The 19,473-nt window shown below is 63.2% G+C and carries 18 protein-coding genes and 1 riboswitch; of the genes, 7 read left to right on the forward strand and 11 right to left on the reverse strand.

Features of this window, described 5'->3' with window-relative positions; translation table 11 throughout:
- Positions 1 to 73 precede the first annotated feature (73 nt).
- The 5 genes from GL284_RS02010 to GL284_RS02030 form a co-directional block, all read right to left on the reverse strand.
- Positions 74 to 529 carry an ABC transporter substrate-binding protein gene (locus GL284_RS02010; RefSeq protein ID WP_155042993.1) on the reverse strand — a complete coding sequence of 152 codons (456 nt, stop codon included), beginning with the start codon at positions 527 to 529 and terminating at the stop codon, positions 74 to 76.
- Positions 530 to 786: 257 nt separating this feature from the next.
- Entirely contained in the window at positions 787 to 2,070 is a 1,284-nt protein-coding gene (locus GL284_RS02015; RefSeq protein WP_155042994.1) for an ArgE/DapE family deacylase, read from the reverse strand.
- Positions 2,071 to 2,158: 88 nt separating this feature from the next.
- Positions 2,159 to 3,508, reverse strand: a complete 1,350-nt coding sequence (locus GL284_RS02020) for an aspartate aminotransferase family protein (RefSeq protein WP_230383118.1) — start codon at positions 3,506 to 3,508, stop codon at positions 2,159 to 2,161.
- The gene (locus tag GL284_RS02025; RefSeq protein WP_155042995.1) at positions 3,505 to 4,629 is read right to left on the reverse strand and encodes a phosphotransferase; all 1,125 of its coding nucleotides are present in this window, start codon (positions 4,627 to 4,629) and stop codon (positions 3,505 to 3,507) included. The genes GL284_RS02020 and GL284_RS02025 overlap by 4 nt, the downstream gene beginning before the upstream one ends.
- Positions 4,626 to 5,762, reverse strand: coding sequence for a M20/M25/M40 family metallo-hydrolase (locus GL284_RS02030; protein WP_155042996.1), 1,137 nt, complete (start codon positions 5,760 to 5,762; stop codon positions 4,626 to 4,628). Before GL284_RS02030 ends, GL284_RS02025 begins: the two co-directional genes overlap by 4 nt.
- Before the next feature lie 227 nt (positions 5,763 to 5,989).
- Between GL284_RS02030 and GL284_RS02035 the strand changes: the two genes are divergently transcribed.
- On the forward strand, positions 5,990 to 7,462 hold the full coding sequence (locus tag GL284_RS02035; RefSeq protein ID WP_155042997.1) for an amidase: 1,473 nt from the start codon (positions 5,990 to 5,992) through the stop codon (positions 7,460 to 7,462).
- Positions 7,463 to 7,733: 271 nt separating this feature from the next.
- On the opposite strand, the gene GL284_RS02040 is transcribed toward GL284_RS02035, so the two are convergent.
- The 6 genes from GL284_RS02040 to GL284_RS02065 all read right to left on the reverse strand — a co-directional run bounded on the left by GL284_RS02040 (position 7,734) and on the right by GL284_RS02065 (position 11,997).
- Complete coding sequence (locus tag GL284_RS02040) at positions 7,734 to 8,540, reverse strand: IclR family transcriptional regulator (protein WP_155042998.1); 807 nt, start codon at positions 8,538 to 8,540, stop codon at positions 7,734 to 7,736.
- A gap of 30 nt (positions 8,541 to 8,570) precedes the next feature.
- Positions 8,571 to 8,960, reverse strand: a complete 390-nt coding sequence (locus GL284_RS02045) for a RidA family protein (protein ID WP_155042999.1) — start codon at positions 8,958 to 8,960, stop codon at positions 8,571 to 8,573.
- A gap of 22 nt (positions 8,961 to 8,982) precedes the next feature.
- Positions 8,983 to 9,753 (reverse strand): amino acid ABC transporter ATP-binding protein, encoded by a 771-nt coding sequence (locus GL284_RS02050; RefSeq protein WP_155043000.1) that lies wholly within the window; start codon positions 9,751 to 9,753, stop codon positions 8,983 to 8,985.
- An 11-nt stretch (positions 9,754 to 9,764) separates the two neighbouring features.
- On the reverse strand, positions 9,765 to 10,424 hold the full coding sequence (locus GL284_RS02055) for an amino acid ABC transporter permease (RefSeq protein WP_155043001.1): 660 nt from the start codon (positions 10,422 to 10,424) through the stop codon (positions 9,765 to 9,767).
- 4 nt (positions 10,425 to 10,428) lie between these two features.
- Positions 10,429 to 11,091 carry an amino acid ABC transporter permease gene (locus GL284_RS02060; RefSeq protein WP_155043002.1) on the reverse strand — a complete coding sequence of 221 codons (663 nt, stop codon included), beginning with the start codon at positions 11,089 to 11,091 and terminating at the stop codon, positions 10,429 to 10,431.
- A 66-nt stretch (positions 11,092 to 11,157) separates the two neighbouring features.
- On the reverse strand, positions 11,158 to 11,997 hold the full coding sequence (locus GL284_RS02065) for a transporter substrate-binding domain-containing protein (RefSeq protein WP_155043003.1): 840 nt from the start codon (positions 11,995 to 11,997) through the stop codon (positions 11,158 to 11,160).
- Between the two features lie 192 nt (positions 11,998 to 12,189).
- On the opposite strand from GL284_RS02065, the gene GL284_RS02070 reads away from it, so the two are divergent.
- The 6 genes from GL284_RS02070 to GL284_RS02095 all read left to right on the forward strand — a co-directional run bounded on the left by GL284_RS02070 (position 12,190) and on the right by GL284_RS02095 (position 19,451).
- A complete protein-coding gene (locus GL284_RS02070; protein WP_155043004.1) occupies positions 12,190 to 13,263 on the forward strand; it encodes a D-TA family PLP-dependent enzyme in 1,074 nt (357 codons plus the stop codon).
- 113 nt (positions 13,264 to 13,376) lie between these two features.
- Positions 13,377 to 13,559, forward strand: coding sequence for a CsbD family protein (locus tag GL284_RS02075; RefSeq protein ID WP_155043005.1), 183 nt, complete (start codon positions 13,377 to 13,379; stop codon positions 13,557 to 13,559).
- A gap of 135 nt (positions 13,560 to 13,694) precedes the next feature.
- Positions 13,695 to 14,255 carry a PAS domain-containing protein gene (locus GL284_RS02080; RefSeq protein WP_155043006.1) on the forward strand — a complete coding sequence of 187 codons (561 nt, stop codon included), beginning with the start codon at positions 13,695 to 13,697 and terminating at the stop codon, positions 14,253 to 14,255.
- Complete coding sequence (locus GL284_RS02085; RefSeq protein WP_230383119.1) at positions 14,248 to 17,682, forward strand: CheR family methyltransferase; 3,435 nt, start codon at positions 14,248 to 14,250, stop codon at positions 17,680 to 17,682. The genes GL284_RS02080 and GL284_RS02085 overlap by 8 nt, the downstream gene beginning before the upstream one ends.
- Entirely contained in the window at positions 17,675 to 18,043 is a 369-nt protein-coding gene (locus GL284_RS02090; protein ID WP_155043007.1) for a response regulator, read from the forward strand. The genes GL284_RS02085 and GL284_RS02090 overlap by 8 nt, the downstream gene beginning before the upstream one ends.
- 104 nt (positions 18,044 to 18,147) lie before the next feature.
- Positions 18,148 to 18,348, forward strand: a riboswitch (cobalamin riboswitch).
- Between the two features lie 128 nt (positions 18,349 to 18,476).
- Complete coding sequence (locus GL284_RS02095) at positions 18,477 to 19,451, forward strand: DUF1852 domain-containing protein (RefSeq protein ID WP_155043008.1); 975 nt, start codon at positions 18,477 to 18,479, stop codon at positions 19,449 to 19,451.
- The last annotated feature ends 22 nt before the right edge of the window (positions 19,452 to 19,473 follow it).

Genomic DNA, 19,473 nt, shown 5'->3' on the forward strand with positions numbered 1-19,473 from the left:
TCTGTCACAAGAATGGTCGCGCCACTGTCGGCGCTTCTCAGTTTGAACATCTGCGCCTCGGCGATTTTGCGGGTTATGACAGCCAGCATAGGGCAAAACGCCACCGTCGGCATGCTGTCCATATAATGTCGGCCAGCAGGGTCATCATCACCTGCCCGGTCTTGTCGACCTCGGCCCAACGCTTCAGCGAGGCCACAGCATCGGCCGAGGTCACATCGCTGCCGTCGTGGAATTTCAGCCCGTCGCGCAGGGTGAAGGTATAGGTCTTGCCATCCTCGGACACGGTCCAGCTGGCCATCTGCGGCTGCGGGGTGCCGTTGCTGTCGCGGGCCAGCAGCGTGTCATAGACCATATAGCCGTAATTGCGCAGGATATACGCGGTCGAGATCTGCGGATCGACCACCCGCAGCGGCGCGTGCGGAACCACGGTCAGCACCGTTTCCGCCTGCGCCGACAGGGCAGACGTGCCAAGCGCCAGCGAAAGAAGCGTGGCCTTGAACAGGCCGGAAGTCAGATTTCTGGGCAGCATCGTCAGATCCTCGGACCAGCGTGAAAATGGAAGGACGATTGTCGTCAATCATCTGATCCAAGGATAAGCGGCAGGGTTTTTATCTGGCAACGCCCAACCCGGCAGAAAGCGCCGAAAACGGGAAAAATCGGCGGTTTCTGCACGCGCTGGAGGTAAATGCATTAAAATTCATATACTTAAAACAAGTGCGGTCTGGCCGATATTTAGGCGGTTGATGAATATCGCCCCAGACCGTCCGTGGGGCGCTGAATTTGCGCCTAGACAGCCTCCGTCCCGCACCAGTCTGCGATGAACAGCGCCATGGCTTTCGTCACCTTGCGGACCGACGACAGGCTGACCGCTTCGTCGAAGCCATGCCCGGCTCTGGATTTCGGGCCATAGTTCAGAACGGGGATTCGATTGTAAAGCGCATAGACCCGCGCATCCAGATAGGCCCCGGAAAACGAGGTTTTCAGCGGCGTGCCGAAGGCGGTTTCATGCGCCTGCCCCAGCAGCGCCTCGGCGTCCGAGCCCGGCGCCAGCACATAGCCTTCGGCGTTGAAGCCGTTCTGGGTCAGCACCGGCGGGTTCTGGTTCAGGAAGCGGTCGCCACGGGCAAAGCCCGCGATATGGTCGCGGATCTCGGCATATTTCGCCTGCGCGTTCTGCCCGGCATAGATCGAGATGCGGACCTGAAACCGGCACCATGCCGGGACCGAGGATCCCCAGTCGCCGCCTTCGATCATGCCGATATTCATGTTGATCGGATGGTCGACCCCTGCGGTTTCGGGATGCGCGGCGGCTTCGGCATTCCAGCGGTTTTCGATGTCGCGCAGACTGGCGATGACGCGATGGGCCGCGTCGATCGCGTTGGTGCCTGCGCCCATCTCGCGGACATGGGTCGGAAAGCCCCGCACCTCGACCGTGAACCACAGCACACCGACATTGGCGCGGGTCAGTTCTTCGTCCATCGGCTCGGGGATCAGCGCGGCATCTGCGGTGTAGCCGCGCAGATAGGTCTGCAGCGCGCCGTTGCCGGTCGATTCCTCCTCGACCACCGACTGGACATAGACCGTCGCTGCGGGTTGCAGGCCGATGGCTTTCAGCGCCTGAAGCGCAAAGACATTCGCCGCCGCCCCCGCCTTCATGTCGCCCGCGCCGCGGCCATACATCCAGTCGCCGTCGATCTGGCCGCCATAGGGATCGTGCTGCCACATGTCACGCGGACCGATGGGAACCACGTCCAGATGGTGCTGAAGGATCAGCGACCGGCCGGTTTCCTGTTTCGGGTGATGGATGCCGACAACGATCGGCGCGCGCGAATGCTGCGGCGAAAACGGCGCGCCGCCCTCATGCGCGGTCAGCGCGGCCTCATCCATGTCGAAGCGGTCGATCTTCAGGCCACGGGCGGCATAGTCGCGCTGGATAAAGTCCTGAATGGCGAATTCCTGTCCGCGCTGCGACGCGAACGAGACCAGTTTCTGCGTATAGGCGATCTGTTCGTCAAAGCCTGCATCAACGGCGGCGAGGATCTTGTCGCGAAGCTGGGGGGAAAGCGGCATCGGGTGTCTCCTGTCGGTTGGTCGTGGCCGGGCGGTCGCGCCTGCGGGCAGAAAAAAGCCCCGCCATCTGAACGGCGGGGCTGCGAATTCAGGCAAGGACCTCGGCCATCACCTCGGCGCTTGCGCGCAGCAGCCAATCCACATCGGCATCGGTAAAGACCAGCGGCGGGCGGATCTTCAGCACATTGGCCCGTGGCCCTGTGGCCGAGATCAGCACGCGCTTTTCGCGCAGCCCGTTGACGATCCGGGTCGCCGCATCGGCATCCGCCGCCTTGGTGGCGCGGTCGGCGACCATCTCGACCCCGATGTAAAGCCCCGCGCCGCGCACATCGCCGATGCCGGGAAAGCGCGCCGCCAGACTGCGAAAGCCCGACTGGATCTTTTCGCCCATCGCCTTGGCATTGGCTTGCAGGTTTTCATCCCGCACCACCTGCAATGTCGCCATGGCCGCAGCCATGGCCACGCCATTGCCGCCGAACGTGTTGAAATAGCGCGTATCCCTGCCGAAGCGTTCCACCACATCCGGCACCACGGCAATGCCCGCGACCGGATAGCCATTGCCCATCGGCTTGCCCATCGAGACGATATCCGGGTCGATCCCGTGACGCTGAAAGCCCCAGAATTCATCGCCCGAACGGCCAAAGCCCGACTGCACCTCATCGGCGACAAACAGCCCGCCCGCCGCGCGCACCGCATCGGCCACGGGCTTCAGCACGCCCGGCGTGGCAAAGACGCCATCCGACGAAAACAGGCTGTCGGCGATGAACGCGGCCAACCCGTCGCCGTTGCGTTTCAGATGCCAGGCTTGCCGGGTGACATCCTCGGCCATCTTCTGACCCAGCGCGTCGGGATTGCCCAGATAGCTGTCGGGCGCGGGCACCGTGCGGACCCATTCGCCCAAGGGCGAGGCCTCGCCCAATGAAGCCGAGATGCCCGCGGTCAGGTCGGAATTGCCGTGATAGGCTTCTTCGGTGATGATGATGCCGCGTTTGCCCGTGGCATGTTTGGCGATGCGCAGCGCCAGATCGTTGGCCTCGGACCCGGTGCAGGTGAACATCATGTGCCCGCCCGCCGCGATCCGCCCGCCATAGCTGGGCAGCATGGTTTCCGCGTAATCCAGAATGCCCTCCTGGATATAGCGGGTATGGGTGCACAGCGTGCTGAGCTGTCGATGCACCGCCTGCACCACATGCGGATGGCAATGGCCGACCGAGACGACGTTGTTATAGGCGTCCAGATATTCGTGGCCCTGACTGTCGAACAGCCGCGTTCCCCGGCCTTCGCGCAGTTCGACCGGGTTCTGGTAGAACAGCCGATAGGCGGGACCAAGCAGGCGCTGGCGACGCTCGACCGCGGCGCGGCGGGCGGGGTCCAGCGCGGCCATGCTGTCGGCATTGAACGAATTCACCATCTTGCCACGGGTGGGAAGCGCGGTCATCGGGTCGTCTCCTTGAAGGTCAGGAAGGTCTCGGACAGGGCGTCGGGATCGCGCGACAGGAACCAGTCGAGCTGCGCCCAGCCCTGTTCGGTATTGCGCAGGATATAGGTGCGGTTTTTCGGAAACGTCCGGGTCCGCCACAGCGAGATCAGCCCGCGCGTCACGGCGCGGCCCATCACCAGATGCGGCAGCAGCGCGCGTTCTTCATCCGTCAGATCCGCCACCCGCAGATAGGCGGACAGGATGCGCTTGGCGTCATCCAGCAGATCGTCGCGGGGTTGTGTCGCCTGATCGCGCGGCAGCCAGTTCAGCATCGCGGTGGACACATCTATGGCCACGGCCGTTTTCACCACATCGCCAAAGTCGATGATGCCCGACAGGCGCGGCGGCGCGGTGCGGTCGACGACAAGGTTCGAGCGGCTGAAGTCATTGTGCAGCACCTGACGACGCAGCGCCTCGACGCGCGGGGCATAGGTCATATAGCGCGCCAGCGCGGCTTCCAGCAGGCGATGATGCGCGGGATCCTGAATCCCTGTCAGCAGCCCGGCAAGGCGCGGCAGCTGGCGGATGTCCCAGGCCAGAACCCGGTCGGCTGCGGGATGGTCGAACCCCGCCAGCGCCAGCCGCAACCGGCCCAGCGTCGTGCCGATTTCCGGCAGTTCGGCGGGCAGGGTCGCGGTGGTGTCCAGCACCGTCCCGTCCAGAAAACTGTACATCCTGACGATTCGCCCCGCGCCGGGGCCTGCCGCGATCAGGGGCAAGGCCTGACCGTCCAGCGTGTCGAACACACGCGGCACCGGCAATTCCGGATCGGCGGCCGCGATATGGCGCAGCGCGCGGACCTGCAGGTCAAGCTCGGCCATCTGCTCGCCGGGATTGGCGATCTTCAGCACATAGCCCGCACCGTCCGGCGACAGGATGCGGAACGTGTCATCCTGTTCGCTGGCGAAGCGGCGGAAATTCCCGGTGACGCCATACAGATCGCGCGCAATCGCCATCGCCTGTTCCACGGCGACCGAGGTGAACGGGGTCGAAAGCGATCCCATGTCCACGGCGGCGGGCGGCGATGCGGGGATCTGCGCGTGTTGCCGTTCTGCGTCCGGGCGGCGGGATGTCGTCATGCGGTCAGCGTGGTGAACAACCCGGCCAGCAGGCGGGCGCGCGGGATCAGGTTGTCGATGAAGATATGTTCGTCCAGCGTGTGCAGACCCGCCCCCGCAACCCCCAGCGAACACAGCGAGGGCACGCGCAGCGCCCCCGAGAAATTCGCATCCGACCCGCCGCCCTGCGACTGATAGGGCAGATCCATCCCCAGTTCGGCAGACAGGTCCTTGGCGATCTGGTAAAGCGCCATCGTCTCGGGCTGTTCGTTTTCCCAGACCGGGCGCACGACGGTTTTTTCGACGGTGAACTGCACGCCATTGCGGGTTCCGGCCAGCGCCAGCATCCGCTGCACGCCCTGATCCAGATCGGCCTGCACCTTGGCCATCGACAGGACCTGCGCCCGCGCGAAACTGGGCACGCAATTCACCCATTGCCCCGAGGTCACGTCATTCACCGAGAATGTGCAGTCATCCGAGGTCATCGCCTCGATCTCGATGATCCGATGCGCCAGTTCGCGGACGGCGGAAATGCCGCCCTTCACGTCAGATCCGGCATGGCTGGGCTTGCCCGAGGCGGTGATTTCAAAGCGGGCGATGGCATACCGCCCGGTGGTCACCGCATTGTCTTGGCCCGCTGGTTCGGGACACAGGAAATAGCGGTTTGCCAGCGCCTCGGCCTCGATCAGGCCACGGGTATAGGGCGATCCGATTTCTTCGTCCGGGGTGAACAGGAAGGTCACGGGCAGCGGCGTGACGATGCCCGCCCGCTGGATCAGGCGCATCGCCTCAAGCGCGATGTAATTGCCGGATTTCATGTCCTGAATGCCGGGACCATAGGCGCGACCCTCGGTGATGCGGAACGGGTTTTTGGCCAGCGTTCCCACCGGATGCACCGTATCCATATGGCCTGACACAATGATGCCGGGCTTGCCCTGATCGGGATGCGGCATCCGCGCCCGCACCGACGGCCCGCTGCCGGGCTTGCCCGGAATGATCTCGACCGAGGCGCCCGCTGCCGCGCAGTCAAAGGCCACCAGATCCATCATCCGCGCCAGCGCCGCCGGATCATAGGTCGGGCTTTCGCATTCGATCCAAGGCCGCAGCCCGGCAAGCATCGCATCCGTATCGAAGGGCAGGTCGGGCAGGGGCATCGCGCAGGCTCCGTCTGGTCGGGATCGGGGAAAGGCCAGGGTTGGTCTTGACCTAGTGAATGACGAATGACGATTGTCGTCAATGTTTGGGCAGAACATTCCCGAAGCCCGGAACAGATGCCTGCGGATTGGGCGGCGACGGGCGGAGCTGGTCGAAAATTCCCCGCTGCGTTGACAGTTTAACGCGCATCTCTAGCGTCGGGCACAACTGGCAAGGAACGAAAGACATGACACAGGTGATGAGCTGGGACGACTGGATCGCCCATGACGCGGTGGCGCTGGCGGGTTTGGTCCGCAAGGGCGAGGTGACCGCTGCCGAACTGGCGGCGCAGGCTGCGGCCGGGATCGCCAAGGTCAATCCGGCGATTTCCGGCGTGGTCGAGGTCTTTGACGATGCCGTGGCCGATCCCGCCGTGAATGGCGCCGATCCGACGGGGCCGTTCGCCGCTGTGCCGTTTCTGATGAAGGATCTGGGCCCGACCGTCGCGGGGCGGCTGCAAGAGCAGGGCTCATTCTATATGCAGGGCAACCGCCCGGCCTATGACAGCTTTCTGACGACGAAGATCAAGGCGGCGGGGCTGAACATCATCGGGCGCACGACGACGCCGGAATTCGGCTGCTGTTCCTCGGCCGAGAACCCGGCGATGTATGTGACGCGCAACCCGTGGGATCCCGATTATACCAGTTGCGGATCGTCGGCAGGTGCGGCGGTGACGGTCGCGGCAGGCGTGCTGCCGGTTCTGCATGGCAGCGACGGCGGCGGCTCGATCCGGATCCCGGCGGGCTGCTGCGGTGCGATTGGGCTGAAAGCCTCACGCGGGACCTATTCGATTTCGCCCTATGGGTCGGATTTCACCTCGGTTGTGTCGACGCAGGGCTGTCTCAGCCGCACGGTGCGCGACACCGCCACCTTTGTCGATGCCTGCCGGGGCGGTGCGCCGGGCGAATTCATGCCGTTCTGGTCGCCCGAGGAGCCCTTCGCACACCTGATCCAGCGCGACCCGAAGCCGCTGCGTATCGCGTTTTCGCATGAATGGGGCCCCTATAAGGCCACGCCCCATATCGCGGCCGAGCTGGCGAAGACCGCGGCCTTCCTTGAAAGCCTTGGCCATCATGTCGAGGAGGTGGTTCCGCAAGTGGATTTCGCCCGCGCCTACGGCGCGCAGACGCATTGCTATATCACCAATTTCGCGCAGACGGTGAACAGCCTGTTGCGGATGCGCGGTCTGGACGCGCCGCCCAGCGACCTGATCGAGCCGATGAATATCCGGATCTGGGAACAGGGCAAGGATGCAAGCTATACCTCGCGCGCGGATATGCAGCTTGATTTCAACGCGACGGCGCGGGCCTTCGGCGCGTTCTATCAGGATTGGGACGTGATCCTGACCCCGACCACTGCCCGCGAAACGCCAAGGATCGGCACGACCGAATATCTGACGATCACCGACAATCCCTCGGCGCTGGACTGGTTCGGCAATCTTTGGGGCTTCTTTGCCTATACGCCGCTGACCAATCTGTGCGGCACGCCCGGCATCTCGTTGCCGATGGCGGCACATGAAAACGGGCTGCCGCTGGGGATGCATGTTCAGGCCGCGCAGGGCAAGGACGGGATGCTTCTGCAACTGGCGGCGCAGATCGAGCGGGCGCTTGGCGGCGTCTGGAACGGCGGCCGCCAGCCGCAGGTGCATGTGGCGGCGTGACGGTGTGATTGTTTGTGGGGTGACGCCGACCTGACGTCAGGGCTTGCGAGGCACTGCCAGACCGGGATCGCGCGTGCCGCGATCTCATTCCGGTCTGGCGCGCAAGCACAGCCGTGTGGGCAGAGCCAACAGCCCAGTTCTTCATAGCTTGCCAAGCGCCGATCCGCCGCTTGCGCAGCCAGATACGAGGAGTGATTGCGCCGAAGGATATGTTTCCAGCCGCTCCGATCCTGCCGAACGCGGCCAGTTGTACTTACCTGCGAAGGCAAGGCTATCTCAGGCTGGCTCTTTGCCGTTCGTCCGGATGGTAGCCCAGCTTTTCCGAAATCTCGCCAGCGGCCGCCAGCAGGCTGTCCAGATAGGCTGAGCGGTTGCGCAGGCCATCCTCGCGCGGGGCAACCAGACACAAGGTCGCAATGCAGGCGCCGTCCGCCTGATGCACCGGCACGGCAAAGCAATGGGTGAAGTTCTCGACTTCGCTGTTGAAGGTGAAATAGCCGTCACGCGCGGCCGCGCGGACTTGAGCGATGAACTCTGCCGGATCCAGACGGCGGCCATCGGGCAGAGTGAAATCCTCGGGCGGGATCAGGTCGATGATCTGCGCATCCGACAGATGCGAGACCAGAAGCCGCCCCGAGGCGGTCCACGGAATGGACACCAATTCACCGACATTCGACGAAATGCGGAATGGCCGGATGCCTTCGCGCATCATGGCGACGGTATATTTGCGCCCCTCCAGCAGGCACATCTGCGCGGTTTCGCGGGTCTCCTCGGCCAGCCGGGTCAGCATCCGGTCGCATTCGCGCATCAGATCGACCTGCTCGGCATAGGCCGTGCCTAGGAAATACAGCCTGCGGCCGAGAAACACCCGGCCTTCGTCCTGATGATAATCCAGCATGCCATGCGCCAGCAGCAGGTTGACCAACTCATAGACCGATGAGCGCGGCGCACCGATCGCCGATGCGATCTCGTTGGGGCGCATCGGCTGGCGTTTGACCCTCAGGAACTCCAAGATCTCGAAAGCGCGGTCCAGACCCCGCGTCCGGCGCGTCGCGGTCTCGGGGGCTGGTTCGGTCATGCGGTTTCTCTCTTTTCTCGGGCGCAGGGATCAGGCGCGGTCGGCGCGATAGGCCACGCAATCGACCTCGACCCGGCAATCGACCATCATGCTGGACTGGACGCAAGCACGGGCGGGCGGGTTGTCCCCAAAATATTCGGCGAAAACGCCGTTGAAGCTCCAGAAGTCGCGTGGGTCGTCCAGCCAGACGCCGATGCGCACGATATCAGCGACATCATAACCAGCCTCGTTCAGGATGGCGATCATGTTCTCGATGGCCTTGCGGCTTTCGCTGATGATGCCGCCGGTCACGATCTCGCCCTTTTCCATCGGCACCTGCCCCGAGACGTAAAGCCAGCCTGCGGCTTCGGTGGCGCGGGCAAAGGGCAGGGGCTGGCCGCCGGCACCGCGTTCCCCGGCTCCGTAACGTGTGATCGTCATGGTCTGTCTTTCTTTCTTGGTCTCAGTTGAAGCTTGAGCTTTTCAGGAATTCGGCCAGCCGCTCGGTGCGGGGCCGGGCAAACATATCGCGCGGATTGCCTTCTTCGCAGATCACGCCCTGATTCATGAAGATCACGCGGGACGAGACATCGTGGGCGAAGCGCATTTCGTGGGTGACCAGCAGCATGGTCATGCCTTCGGCAGCCAGCCCCTTGATCACCTGCAAGACCTCGCCCACCAGTTCGGGGTCAAGGGCCGACGTCACTTCGTCAAACAGCATCAGCCGGGGCGACATGGCAATGGCGCGGGCGATGGCCACACGTTGTTGCTGGCCGCCCGACAACTGGCCGGGGAAATGGTCGCGTCGTGCCGCCAGTCCCACGCGGTCCAGCCATGTCTCGGCGATGGCGCGGGCTTCGGGGCGTGACATCTTTTTGACCTTGACCAGGCCCAGCATGACATTGTCCGCCGCCGACATATGCGGGAACAGATTGAATTGCTGGAACGCCATTCCGGTCAGCGCGCGCTGGCGGGCAATGTCCTTTTCGCTTTTCCGGCGGCGGGTCGCGCCCTCGGTGTGATAGCCGATCTCCTCGCCGTCCAAACGGATGCTGCCGCCTTGGAATTCCTCAAGCATGTTGATACAGCGCAGCATGGTGGTCTTGCCCGAGCCGGACGATCCGATTATCGAGATCACCTCGCCTTCGTGGACGGCGCAGTCGACGCCCTTCAGCACCTCGTTCGTGCCATAGGTCTTTCGCAGCTTGTCGATTTCCAGAATTGTCCTGACCATGGCGGATCTCCTCAGGCGGACAGGGCGGTCTTGCGTTCGACATATCTGCCCAGACGCTCGATCGCGAAGTTGACGATGAAGTAAAGCGCCCCGGCCAGAAAATAGAACTGGAGGCTCATGAAATTGCGCGAGATGACTTCCTGTGTGCGCAACAGCAACTCGGTCACGCCGATCACGGACAAAAGCGTCGAGGCCTTGACCATCTCGGCTGCGGTATTGACCCAGGCGGGCAGGCATTGCCGCAGGGCCTGAGGCCAAAGGACCGATGTGAAGGTCTGCCCGAAGGTCAGGCCGACGGCTTTGGCGGCCTCGGTCTGGCCGCGCGGGATGGCCTGCAAGGCACCGCGCAGGATTTCCCCCACATGCGACGAACAGAAGATCGCCAGCGCCAGCACGCCCGAGGCGAAGGGCGACAGATCCACCCCGACCCCGGCCGAGATGTAATAGCTGCCCAGCACCAGAACCAACACGGGCGTGCCACGGATGATATCGGTATAGGCCCGCACCAGCAGGCGCAGCGGCGCGCGGCCATAGGCCAGCGCCAGCCCGACAAGCACGCCAAGCGCCGAGCCCGCGACGATGGCCAGCGCCGAGATCGCGACCGTGACCCCCAACCCGTGCAGAATGACGAAGCGGGCGATCCAAAGCTGGTCTAGAAAGGAATGTGACATCGGATTACCTCGGCAGGGCCAGACGACGCTCGATCAGGCGCAGGCTGATGGCGATGAGGAAACAGGTCGCGACATAAAGGCCCGAGGTGACGATCCACGTTTCGATCACGCGGAAGCTTTCCACATTGATCTTGCGCGCCGCGAAGGTCAGTTCGGGCACCGCGATGGCGGCGGCCAGCGAGGTGTCTTTGAACAGCGAAATGACGGTCGAGGACAGCGAGGGCAGCACATTGCGCAGCATCAGCGGCGCGATGATGCTTTTGCGGATCTGCATCCCGGTCAGGCCGATGGCCAGTCCCGCCTCGGTCAAGCCTTTGGGGATCGAAAGCAGGCCGGCGCGGAACACTTCGGCCAGATAGGCGCCGGAATACAAGGACAGGACCAGCACGAAACTATGGATCTTGCTCAGCCGCAGCCCCATCTGTGGCAGCGCGAAATAGGCAAACAGCACCAGCACCAGAATGGGCAGGTTGCGGATCACCGTGACATAGGCGCGCGCGGGCAGCCGGACCAGCGGGTGCTTGGCCATCAGCGCGAAGGCGGTGATCAGGCCAAGGACCGCGCCGATCAGGATCGAGACCACGGCCAGACCCAAGCTTAGCCCCAGACCGGCCAGCAAGGCGTCGAAATTGCGCCAGACCACGGCGAAATTCAGATTGTAGTCCATCGGATGGGCTTTCGGGCAAAGGGCGGGCAGGAAAGGGCGGGGCGGGATGGCCGCCCCGCCCGGCGGTCACTTGTATTCGACCGGGAAGCCGATCTGCGGCGGGGTCAGCTCTTTGCCGAACCAAGTTTTGAACGAGTTGGCATAGAAGTCGAATTCGACGCCGGTCATCGCCTCGTGCAGGGCGGTGTTGACGAAGTTCAGCCAGTCGGCATCGCCGCGCTTGACCGCGCAGGCATAGGTCTGCGGGTTCCAGCCATAGCCCGCGTCCTTATAGCGGCCCGGATTTTGCGTCATGTACCATGCCAGCGACGACTGGTCGGTCGCCACCGCATCGGCCCGGCCCGATTCCAGCGCTTGATAGATCAGATCTACCGAGTCGTATTGATCGACCGTCGCTTCGGGCAGAGCGGCATGAACCATGTCCTCGGCATAGACGTTTTGCAGCACGGCGATGGTCACGCCCGATCCTGCGGACTTCAACGCCGCGTAATCGGCATATTGGCCGTCGGCCTTCAGCATCAGGCCGACACCTTCGCGGTAATAGGGAATGGTGAAGTTGACCTGCTGGGCGCGTTCGCCGGTCACGGTCATGAACTGGCAGGTGATGTCCACCTTGTCGGTGGTGATGTTCGGGATGCGCGCGTCCGAGGACTGGTTGACATATTCGACCTTCTCGGGGTCGCCGAACAGGGCCTTGGCGATGATATGGCCCATGTCCACGTCGAAGCCCTGCAGCTTGTCGTCGGCGCTTTTGAAGTGCCAAGGCGCATTGGTGCTGCCGGTGCCGACGATCAGGTGGCCACGGGCCAGAACCTCGTCAAGCTTGCTGCCTTCGGCAAGGGCAGGGGTGGAAAGCAGCGAAGCTGCGGCAAGTGCGGCCAGGCTGGCGCGGATCGAGATGGTCATGATGGCTCCCCTTGGATGAACCGGTGAATCTTTCTGTCCGTTATATCGGACATGTGTCTGTTTTATTGGATTGACACAGAAAGCGCGCGGCGTGATATTCTGTCAAGCGCGACGTTGAAAAATTTTGATGCGTCCTAGAAAATCGCCTGCTTTTTGGGCATCGTCCTGTTCCTAACCAAAGGCTGAATGCGCATGACCGACGACCTGCTGAACAGCATCGACACGCCCGCAGTGCTGGTCGATCTGGATGTCGCCCAAAGAAACATTCAGCGATTTCAGGATTATGCACGCGCGCATGGGTTGGCGGTCCGCCCGCATATCAAGACGCACAAGCTGCCCGCCATCGCCCGGATGCAGCTTGAGGCCGGGGCCTGCGGCATCACCTGCCAAAAGGTTTCGGAGGCCGAGGCGATGATCGCGGACTGCCCCCAGATCACCGATGTGCTGATCACCTATAACATTCTGGGTGCGTCCAAGCTGACCCGTCTGCGCGCGCTGGCGCAAAAGGTCCGGCTGTCGGTGGTGGCCGACAGCAAGGCGGTGGTGCAAGGTCTGTCAGGCGCTTTTGCCGACGCGCCCGCGCCGCTGGCCGTGCTGGTCGAATGCGACACCGGCGCGCATCGCTGCGGAGTTGCTTCGCCGCAAGCGGCAGCGGATCTGGCCCAAATCATCGCCGATGCGCCGGGTCTGACCTTCGGCGGGCTGATGACCTATCCCCCGGCAGGGGGCGAAGCCGGTGTCGAAACCTTCATGACCGCAGCCAAGCACCTGATCGAAGCGTCCGGTCTGGCCGTGCCCGTCATCACGTCGGGCGGCACACCCTCGATGATGCATGCGGCCGAAGCGCCGGTGACCACGGAATACCGCCCCGGCACCTATGTCTATAACGACCGCTCGCTGGTCGCGCGCGGTGTCTGCGGCTGGGAGGATTGCGCGCTGAGCGTGGTCGCCACTGTGGTTTCCGTCCCCGCGCCCGACCGGGCGATCATCGATGCGGGATCCAAGGCGCTGACCTCGGACCTGCTGGGGTTGACGGGCTATGGCCATGTGCTGGGCCGCGACGACATCACCATCGACCAGTTGTCCGAAGAGCATGGCCGTCTGGTCAGCGCCGGTCCCATCGGTCTGGCGGTCGGCGACCGGGTGCGGATCGTCCCGAACCATGCTTGTGTCGTGACAAACATGGTCGATCAGATTCTGGCCATTGGTCAGGGACGCGCCACACCCGAAACATTCCCCGTCGCCGCGCGCGGTTGCATCCGGTGACGGACAGACTGAGGCCCGGACACAGCGATCCTGCCGTTCACCATTTCTCGATCCGGGAACTATTCGCCCCTGATGACGCTTGAGTGGCAGTGACATCGAAAGGGCACATGATAATGAGCGCGATCACCGATAAAGCCAAAGCCGCAGCCAATAAAACCGCGGGCACCGTCAAGGATGCCGTCGGCAAGGCGACCGGCAATACCGAGCTTCAGGCCGAGGGCAAGGCCCAGAAAGCCAAGGGTGCGGCACAGGACGTGTCCGGCAGCATCAAAAGCAAGCTGGGCGACAAGATCTGATCCCGGACAGACGAAGGGGCCCTGCTTGGCGGGGCCCTTTTTGCGTTCCCGGACCGGGCCCGGCTGCATCCGATCCAGGCTGTATGCCGCCGCGGAAAGCCTTATAACTGCGTGAACCCAGCCCGCGTGGAGCCGATGACCTCAGACTTGCCGGATGATCTCAAGACGTTTTGCGCCGCCTCGAATGTCGCATTGGCGATAGCCTCGCCCGATGGTGATTGTCCGCTGCTGATGGTGAATGAAAAATTCAGCGCCCTGACCGGATTTGCCAATGCCGAGGTCGTGGGGCGCAACTGCCGGTTCCTGCAACGCGACGCCGACAATGCCGAGGCCCGCGCACAGATCCATAGCTTCTTCGACACGCCCGAGCAGGCGAATGTGCGCACGGATCTGGTGAATTTCCGCAAGGACGGCACACCCTTCGTCAACCTTCTGTACATGTCGAAGCTGCGCAATCGCGACGGCAGCGTGCGGTTCTTCTTTGCCTCGCAATTCGATATCAGCCGCACGCGGGCCGACCTTCTTGCCGATTACGATGCCGCGCTTGAACATACCTTGGGCCGTCTGCGTCCGCTGATGTCCGAAACCGGAACTATCCTTGACGGATCGCTGATCACCATCGCAAACAGCGCCACGATGATCGCGCAGGCGAAACTTCTGCTGTCCACCCTGACCGAGACGCCCGATCTTGGATGACCTGACCGCAACCGACACAGCATATCCTGACGCGACCGACATGCCGACGGTGGTGGGGATCGGCGCCTCTGCCGGCGGGCTTGAGGCCCTGCGCGAAATGCTGATGGCGGCCCGCACGCCCACGGGCATGTGCTTTGTCGTCGTGCAGCATCTGGACCCGACGCATGAAAGCATGCTGGCCCAGTTGCTGGACCGTCATACCGAACTGACCGTGCTGCAAGCCGAAGGCGGCGAACAGATCGAGGCTGACAAGGTGTTCATCATCCCGCCCGGCCACGGTCTGGCCATCACCGATGGCCGGCTGGAGCTGACGGATTTCACCCAGCCGCGCGGGATGCGGCGTCCCATCGACGATTTCTTCATCTCGCTTGCGGCGGATCAGCAGCGCAAGGCGGCCTGTGTCATCCTGTCTGGCACCGGCGCGGATGGCACCACGGGCCTGCGCGCGGTCAAGGAAAACGGCGGCGTCTGCGTGGCGCAAACGCCCGAGACCGCGAAATATGACGGGATGCCCCTGTCTGCCGTGGGCACGGGCCTTGTGGATTATGTGCGCCCTCCGGCCGAGATCATGGACTGCCTCAACCGCTTCTATAATCGCAGCGGTCAGGCCGATCCCGCCGAGGCAAAGGTGGTTGCCGATCATGTGGATGAGCTGTGCAACACGCTGCGCACCGCCATCGGCCACGATTTTTCCGGCTATAAGCGCAGCACGCTGGTCCGGCGGGTGGAACGGCGCATGCATGTTCTGGGCATCGGGACCGGGCCGACCTATCTGTCGCGGCTGAAATCGGATCGCGGGGAATGCGATGCGCTGTTTCGCGATCTGCTGATCAATGTCACGCGGTTCTTTCGCGATCCCGCCGCGTTCGACGCGCTGAAGACCAAGGCGCTGATCCCGCTGCTGGATGCGCGGGAACCCGGTCAGGAGCTGCGGATCTGGGTCGCGGGATGTTCCAGCGGCGAGGAAGCCTATTCCATCGCCATGCTGCTGGCGGACCTGATGCGCCAGCGCAGGGAAAGCTTTGCCGTCCAGATCTTTGCCACCGATATCGACGAACAGATGCTGCAAACCGCGCGCGAGGGGCGTTATCCGCTGTCCTCGATCGTCGATATTCCGCAGGATCTGCGCGAACGCTATACGATCCCGCATCCCGACCATTTCACCATCACCACCGACATCCGCGACGCGATCCGGTTTTCCAGCCATAGCGTCGTCAAGGATCCGCCGTTTTCCAAGGTCGATCTGGTGTCGTGCCGCAATCTGCTGATCTATTTCGACGACGCGCTGCAAAAGGCGGTGCTGCCGCTGTTTCACTATGCGATCCGGCCGGGCGGCTTCCTGTTTCTGGGCCCGTCCGAAAGCATCGGTCGGTTCGATCAGCTGTTCCCGGCCGTGGACCAGCAGGCGCGGGTGTTTGAACGCTCTCTGGGCGCGCCGCGCTATCAAATCGATCTGCCCGGAAACTATCGCTCGACCGAGCCGCGCCGCCCCTTGCGCGACGAACCCGAACGGCGCGGGGCCGATACAGGCGACAGCCCCGCCATCCGGCGCATGATCGAACGCTATGCCCCCGCCAGCATGGTGCTGGACGGCGATGCGGGCATTCTGGCCGCCTATGGCCGGCTGGGCCCCTATTTCGATTTTCCGGTTACCCGCACCGGCGGCTTCAGCGCCATCACCCTTGCCCGGCCTGGCCTTCGCGCCGTCATCGGCCCGCTGCTGCGGCAGGCGCGGGACGGGCGGCGGCGGTCGGTGGCGCGAGATATTCAGGTGACCACCGAATTCGGCACGCAGCCCGTCAACGTCATCTGCGACCCGCTGGGCGATGGTACCACGCTGCTGGTCATCACCGAAAGCGGCGTGTTCCACCCCGAACGCACCGACGACATGGCCGAATTCCAGCAGACCGACGACAATCTGGATGCGCTGGAGGACGAGCTTCGCCTGACCCGCCACCGCCTGCGCACAGCGGTCGAGGAACTGGAGACGGCGAACGAAGAGCTGAAAAGCTCGAACGAAGAAATGATGTCGATGAACGAAGAGCTTCAATCGACGAATGAGGAACTGGCCACCGTCAACGACGAATTGAAAACCAAGGTCGATCAGCTGACGGTCGCGAATTCGGATCTGCGCAACTTCTTCGCCTCGACCGATCTGGCGGTCGTGGTGCTGGACAGCGGGCTGAACGTGCGCAGCTATACCAATGCCGCGCGGGCGATTTTCCCGTTGCAGCCGACGGATCAGGGGCGGCCTCTGGCCGATGTAAGCACCCGGCTGACCGAGACCGAATATCTGGCGGACAGTCAGGCCGTGGCCGCAGGCGGCAATGCCCGACAGCGCCGTGTCTATAGCCGCGTCGAGGATCGCACCTTCTCGCTGCGGACCTTGCCCTATCGCCTGCAGAACGGCGAGGTGGACGGGGTCACGCTGGTCTTTACCGACATCACCGACATTCTGGACATGGAGCGTGATCTGGCAGCGGCCCGCGACTGGCGCGATCTGGCGGTGAAGGCGGCCGGGATCGGCGTCTGGGAATATTTCGTGGACACGGGCCGCTGCGTGCTGGACGAGGCCGAACAGGCGCTGCTGAACAGCAGCGAAGAGGAACATATCGACGACCTGCTGGAGCGGGTGATCGTCGAGGAGGACCGGAACGAGGTGCGGCGCCTGCTGAAGCTGTCCGGCGAAAGCGGCGCGGATTTCGAGGCGAATTTCAGGGTGCATACCGCTGATGGCACGGTCCGCTGGGTCAAGGGCCTTGGCCGCGCCGTGCCCAAAAGCGATCCGGGCCGGATCGTCGGGGTTTCGGTCGATATCACGGCGGAATATGCCGTCGCGGAAACCCGCGACCTGATGGTGCGCGAGATGAACCACCGGGTGAAAAACCTGTTCGCCATCATCGGCAGCATGATCATCGGCGCGTCGCGGACACAGACCGACGTGCGCGCCTTTGCCTTGTCCATGCGCGAACGCATCACCGCGCTTGGCCGCACGCATTCGCTGGCCACCGCCGACCGCCGCGATGAGGCCATAGACCTGTCCGAGATCATCCGCACCACGATCGCCCCCTATAACGATCACGCCATGATCCTGATCGACGGCCCTGTGGTGCGGGTGCCGCCGTCGAACCTGTCGCCCTTGTCGATGATGCTGCATGAATGGGCGACGAACGCGGCCAAATACGGGGCGTTTCGCAATGCGACGGGTCGGCTGGACATCACTTGGGAAAAGATTCCCTCGGGTGTGGAACTTATCTGGCGGGAAACCTTTGAACAGACTGGCACCACGAAAGGGTCATCGGGCTTTGGCACGCGTCTGGTCGAAATGTCGGCCCAGCAGATCGGTGCACGGCTTGAGCAGTCGATAACAGGGGATCGGGTCGAACGGATCCTCACCATACCGGGCGATGTGTTTGCAGATGAATGACAGCGTATTTCTGGTCGAGGATGAGCCTCTGGTCGCCATGGAGATCCAGGACCTGATCGAAGAGGTCGGGCTGAAAGCCGATGGCCCCTATGCGACCGTTGCCCGTGCGCAGTCCGCCCTGCTGGAGAGCACCCCTTCCTGCGCCGTGCTTGACGTGCGTCTGCGCGACGGAGAGATCTTCCCGGTCGCGGATGAATTGCAGGCGCGGGGCATCCCGATCATCTTTCATTCCGGCCATGCGTCGCCACGGCAGCTTCTGGACCGCTATCCCGGCGCGACGGTCTGCGAAAAGCCCTGCTCGCCTTCCTTGCTGGTGCGGGCCATTGAACAGGCGACGAGTGCCGACCGGCAGGTCGCCTGAGCGGTCATGCGGCTGCGACCCGGCGGCTTTGCCCGCGTGCCGCTCATAATCAACATGAAAATTTCCACGACCGGGCCGCGTTGACATGACGGCGGTTCCAGCCGATTTTGCGCCCAGATCAAGGTGCCGGGGGAAACCTCGGGTAAAAGGGAATCCGGTCAGGCATCTGCCAAATCCGGAACTGCCCCCGCAACTGTAGGCGGAGAGCCTGTCTGACATGCCACTGGCGCGGATCGCGCGCCGGGAAGGCCGGACAAGGCACAGACCCGCAAGTCAGGAAACCTGCCTGTGATCGATCACCTGTTCCGGCCGCGGTGGGCGTGTCGGGGGCGGCCTTTTCCGCAAGGTGACATCGCCGCTTCGCGACCTCCGTCGCGGGCAGTCATTTGGTTTTCCGGCCTGCGCGTGCGGGCCGATCAGAAGGCATGTCAGGATGAGCCAGGACCTTGTCTATTCCATCAGCCGCATTCGGTTCGACGAAACCTATCGCCCTGCGGACCAGACCCGCGCCACGACGAATTTCGCCAATCTAGCCCGCGGCGAACAGCGGCAGGACAATCTGCGCAATGCGGTCACGATGATCGACAACCGCTTCAACGCCTTGGCGGATTGGGACAATCCGACCGGCGACCGCTATTCGGTCGAGTTGCAGATCATCTCGGCCGAAATGCGGATCGGTGACGACGCGGCCTTTCCGCTGATCGAGATTTTGCAGCCGACTGTTCTGGACCGCAAGACCGGCAGCAGGATTGCGGGCATCGTGGGAAACAACTTCTCATCCTATGTGCGGGATTATGATTTCAGCATCGTTCTGCCGCAGCACAATGCAGGGCAGGGCGGGTTCACCGCGCCCGAGGGCTTTGGCGATCTGCACGGAAACCTGTTCAAGTGCTTCCTGAATTCGGCGGCTTTTCGTGAGAATTTCCACAAGCCGCCGGTGATCTGCCTCAGCGTCTCCAGCAGCCGGACCTATCAGCGGACCGACAACCGCCATCCGGTGCTGGGGGTGGAATACCGGCAGGACGCGTTTTCCCCGACCGATCGCTATTTTGAGAAAATGGGGCTGCGGGTCCGCTATTTCATGCCCAAGGGCAGCGTGGCCCCCTTGGCCTTCTATGCCTCGGGTGACCTGCCCAACGACTATTCGGCCTTGGAGCTGATCGGAACGATCGCCACGATGGAGACGTTCCAGCGGATCTATCGCCCCGAGATCTATAACGCGAATTCTGCCGCGGGCGCGGTCTACCGGCCCAGTCTGACGCATCAGGACTATTCACCGACGCGCATCACCTATGACCGCGAAGAGCGCGGCCGGTTGGCGGTCCAGCAGGGGAAATTCGCCCAGGACCATTTCATCACCCCCTATCGCGACATTCTGGACCGCTGGTCCGCCCAATATGCCGCCTGATCCTGAACACATAAAAGGTTAC

The organism is Paracoccus shanxieyensis (assembly GCF_009711265.1).
GTDB lineage: Bacteria > Pseudomonadota > Alphaproteobacteria > Rhodobacterales > Rhodobacteraceae > Paracoccus > Paracoccus shanxieyensis.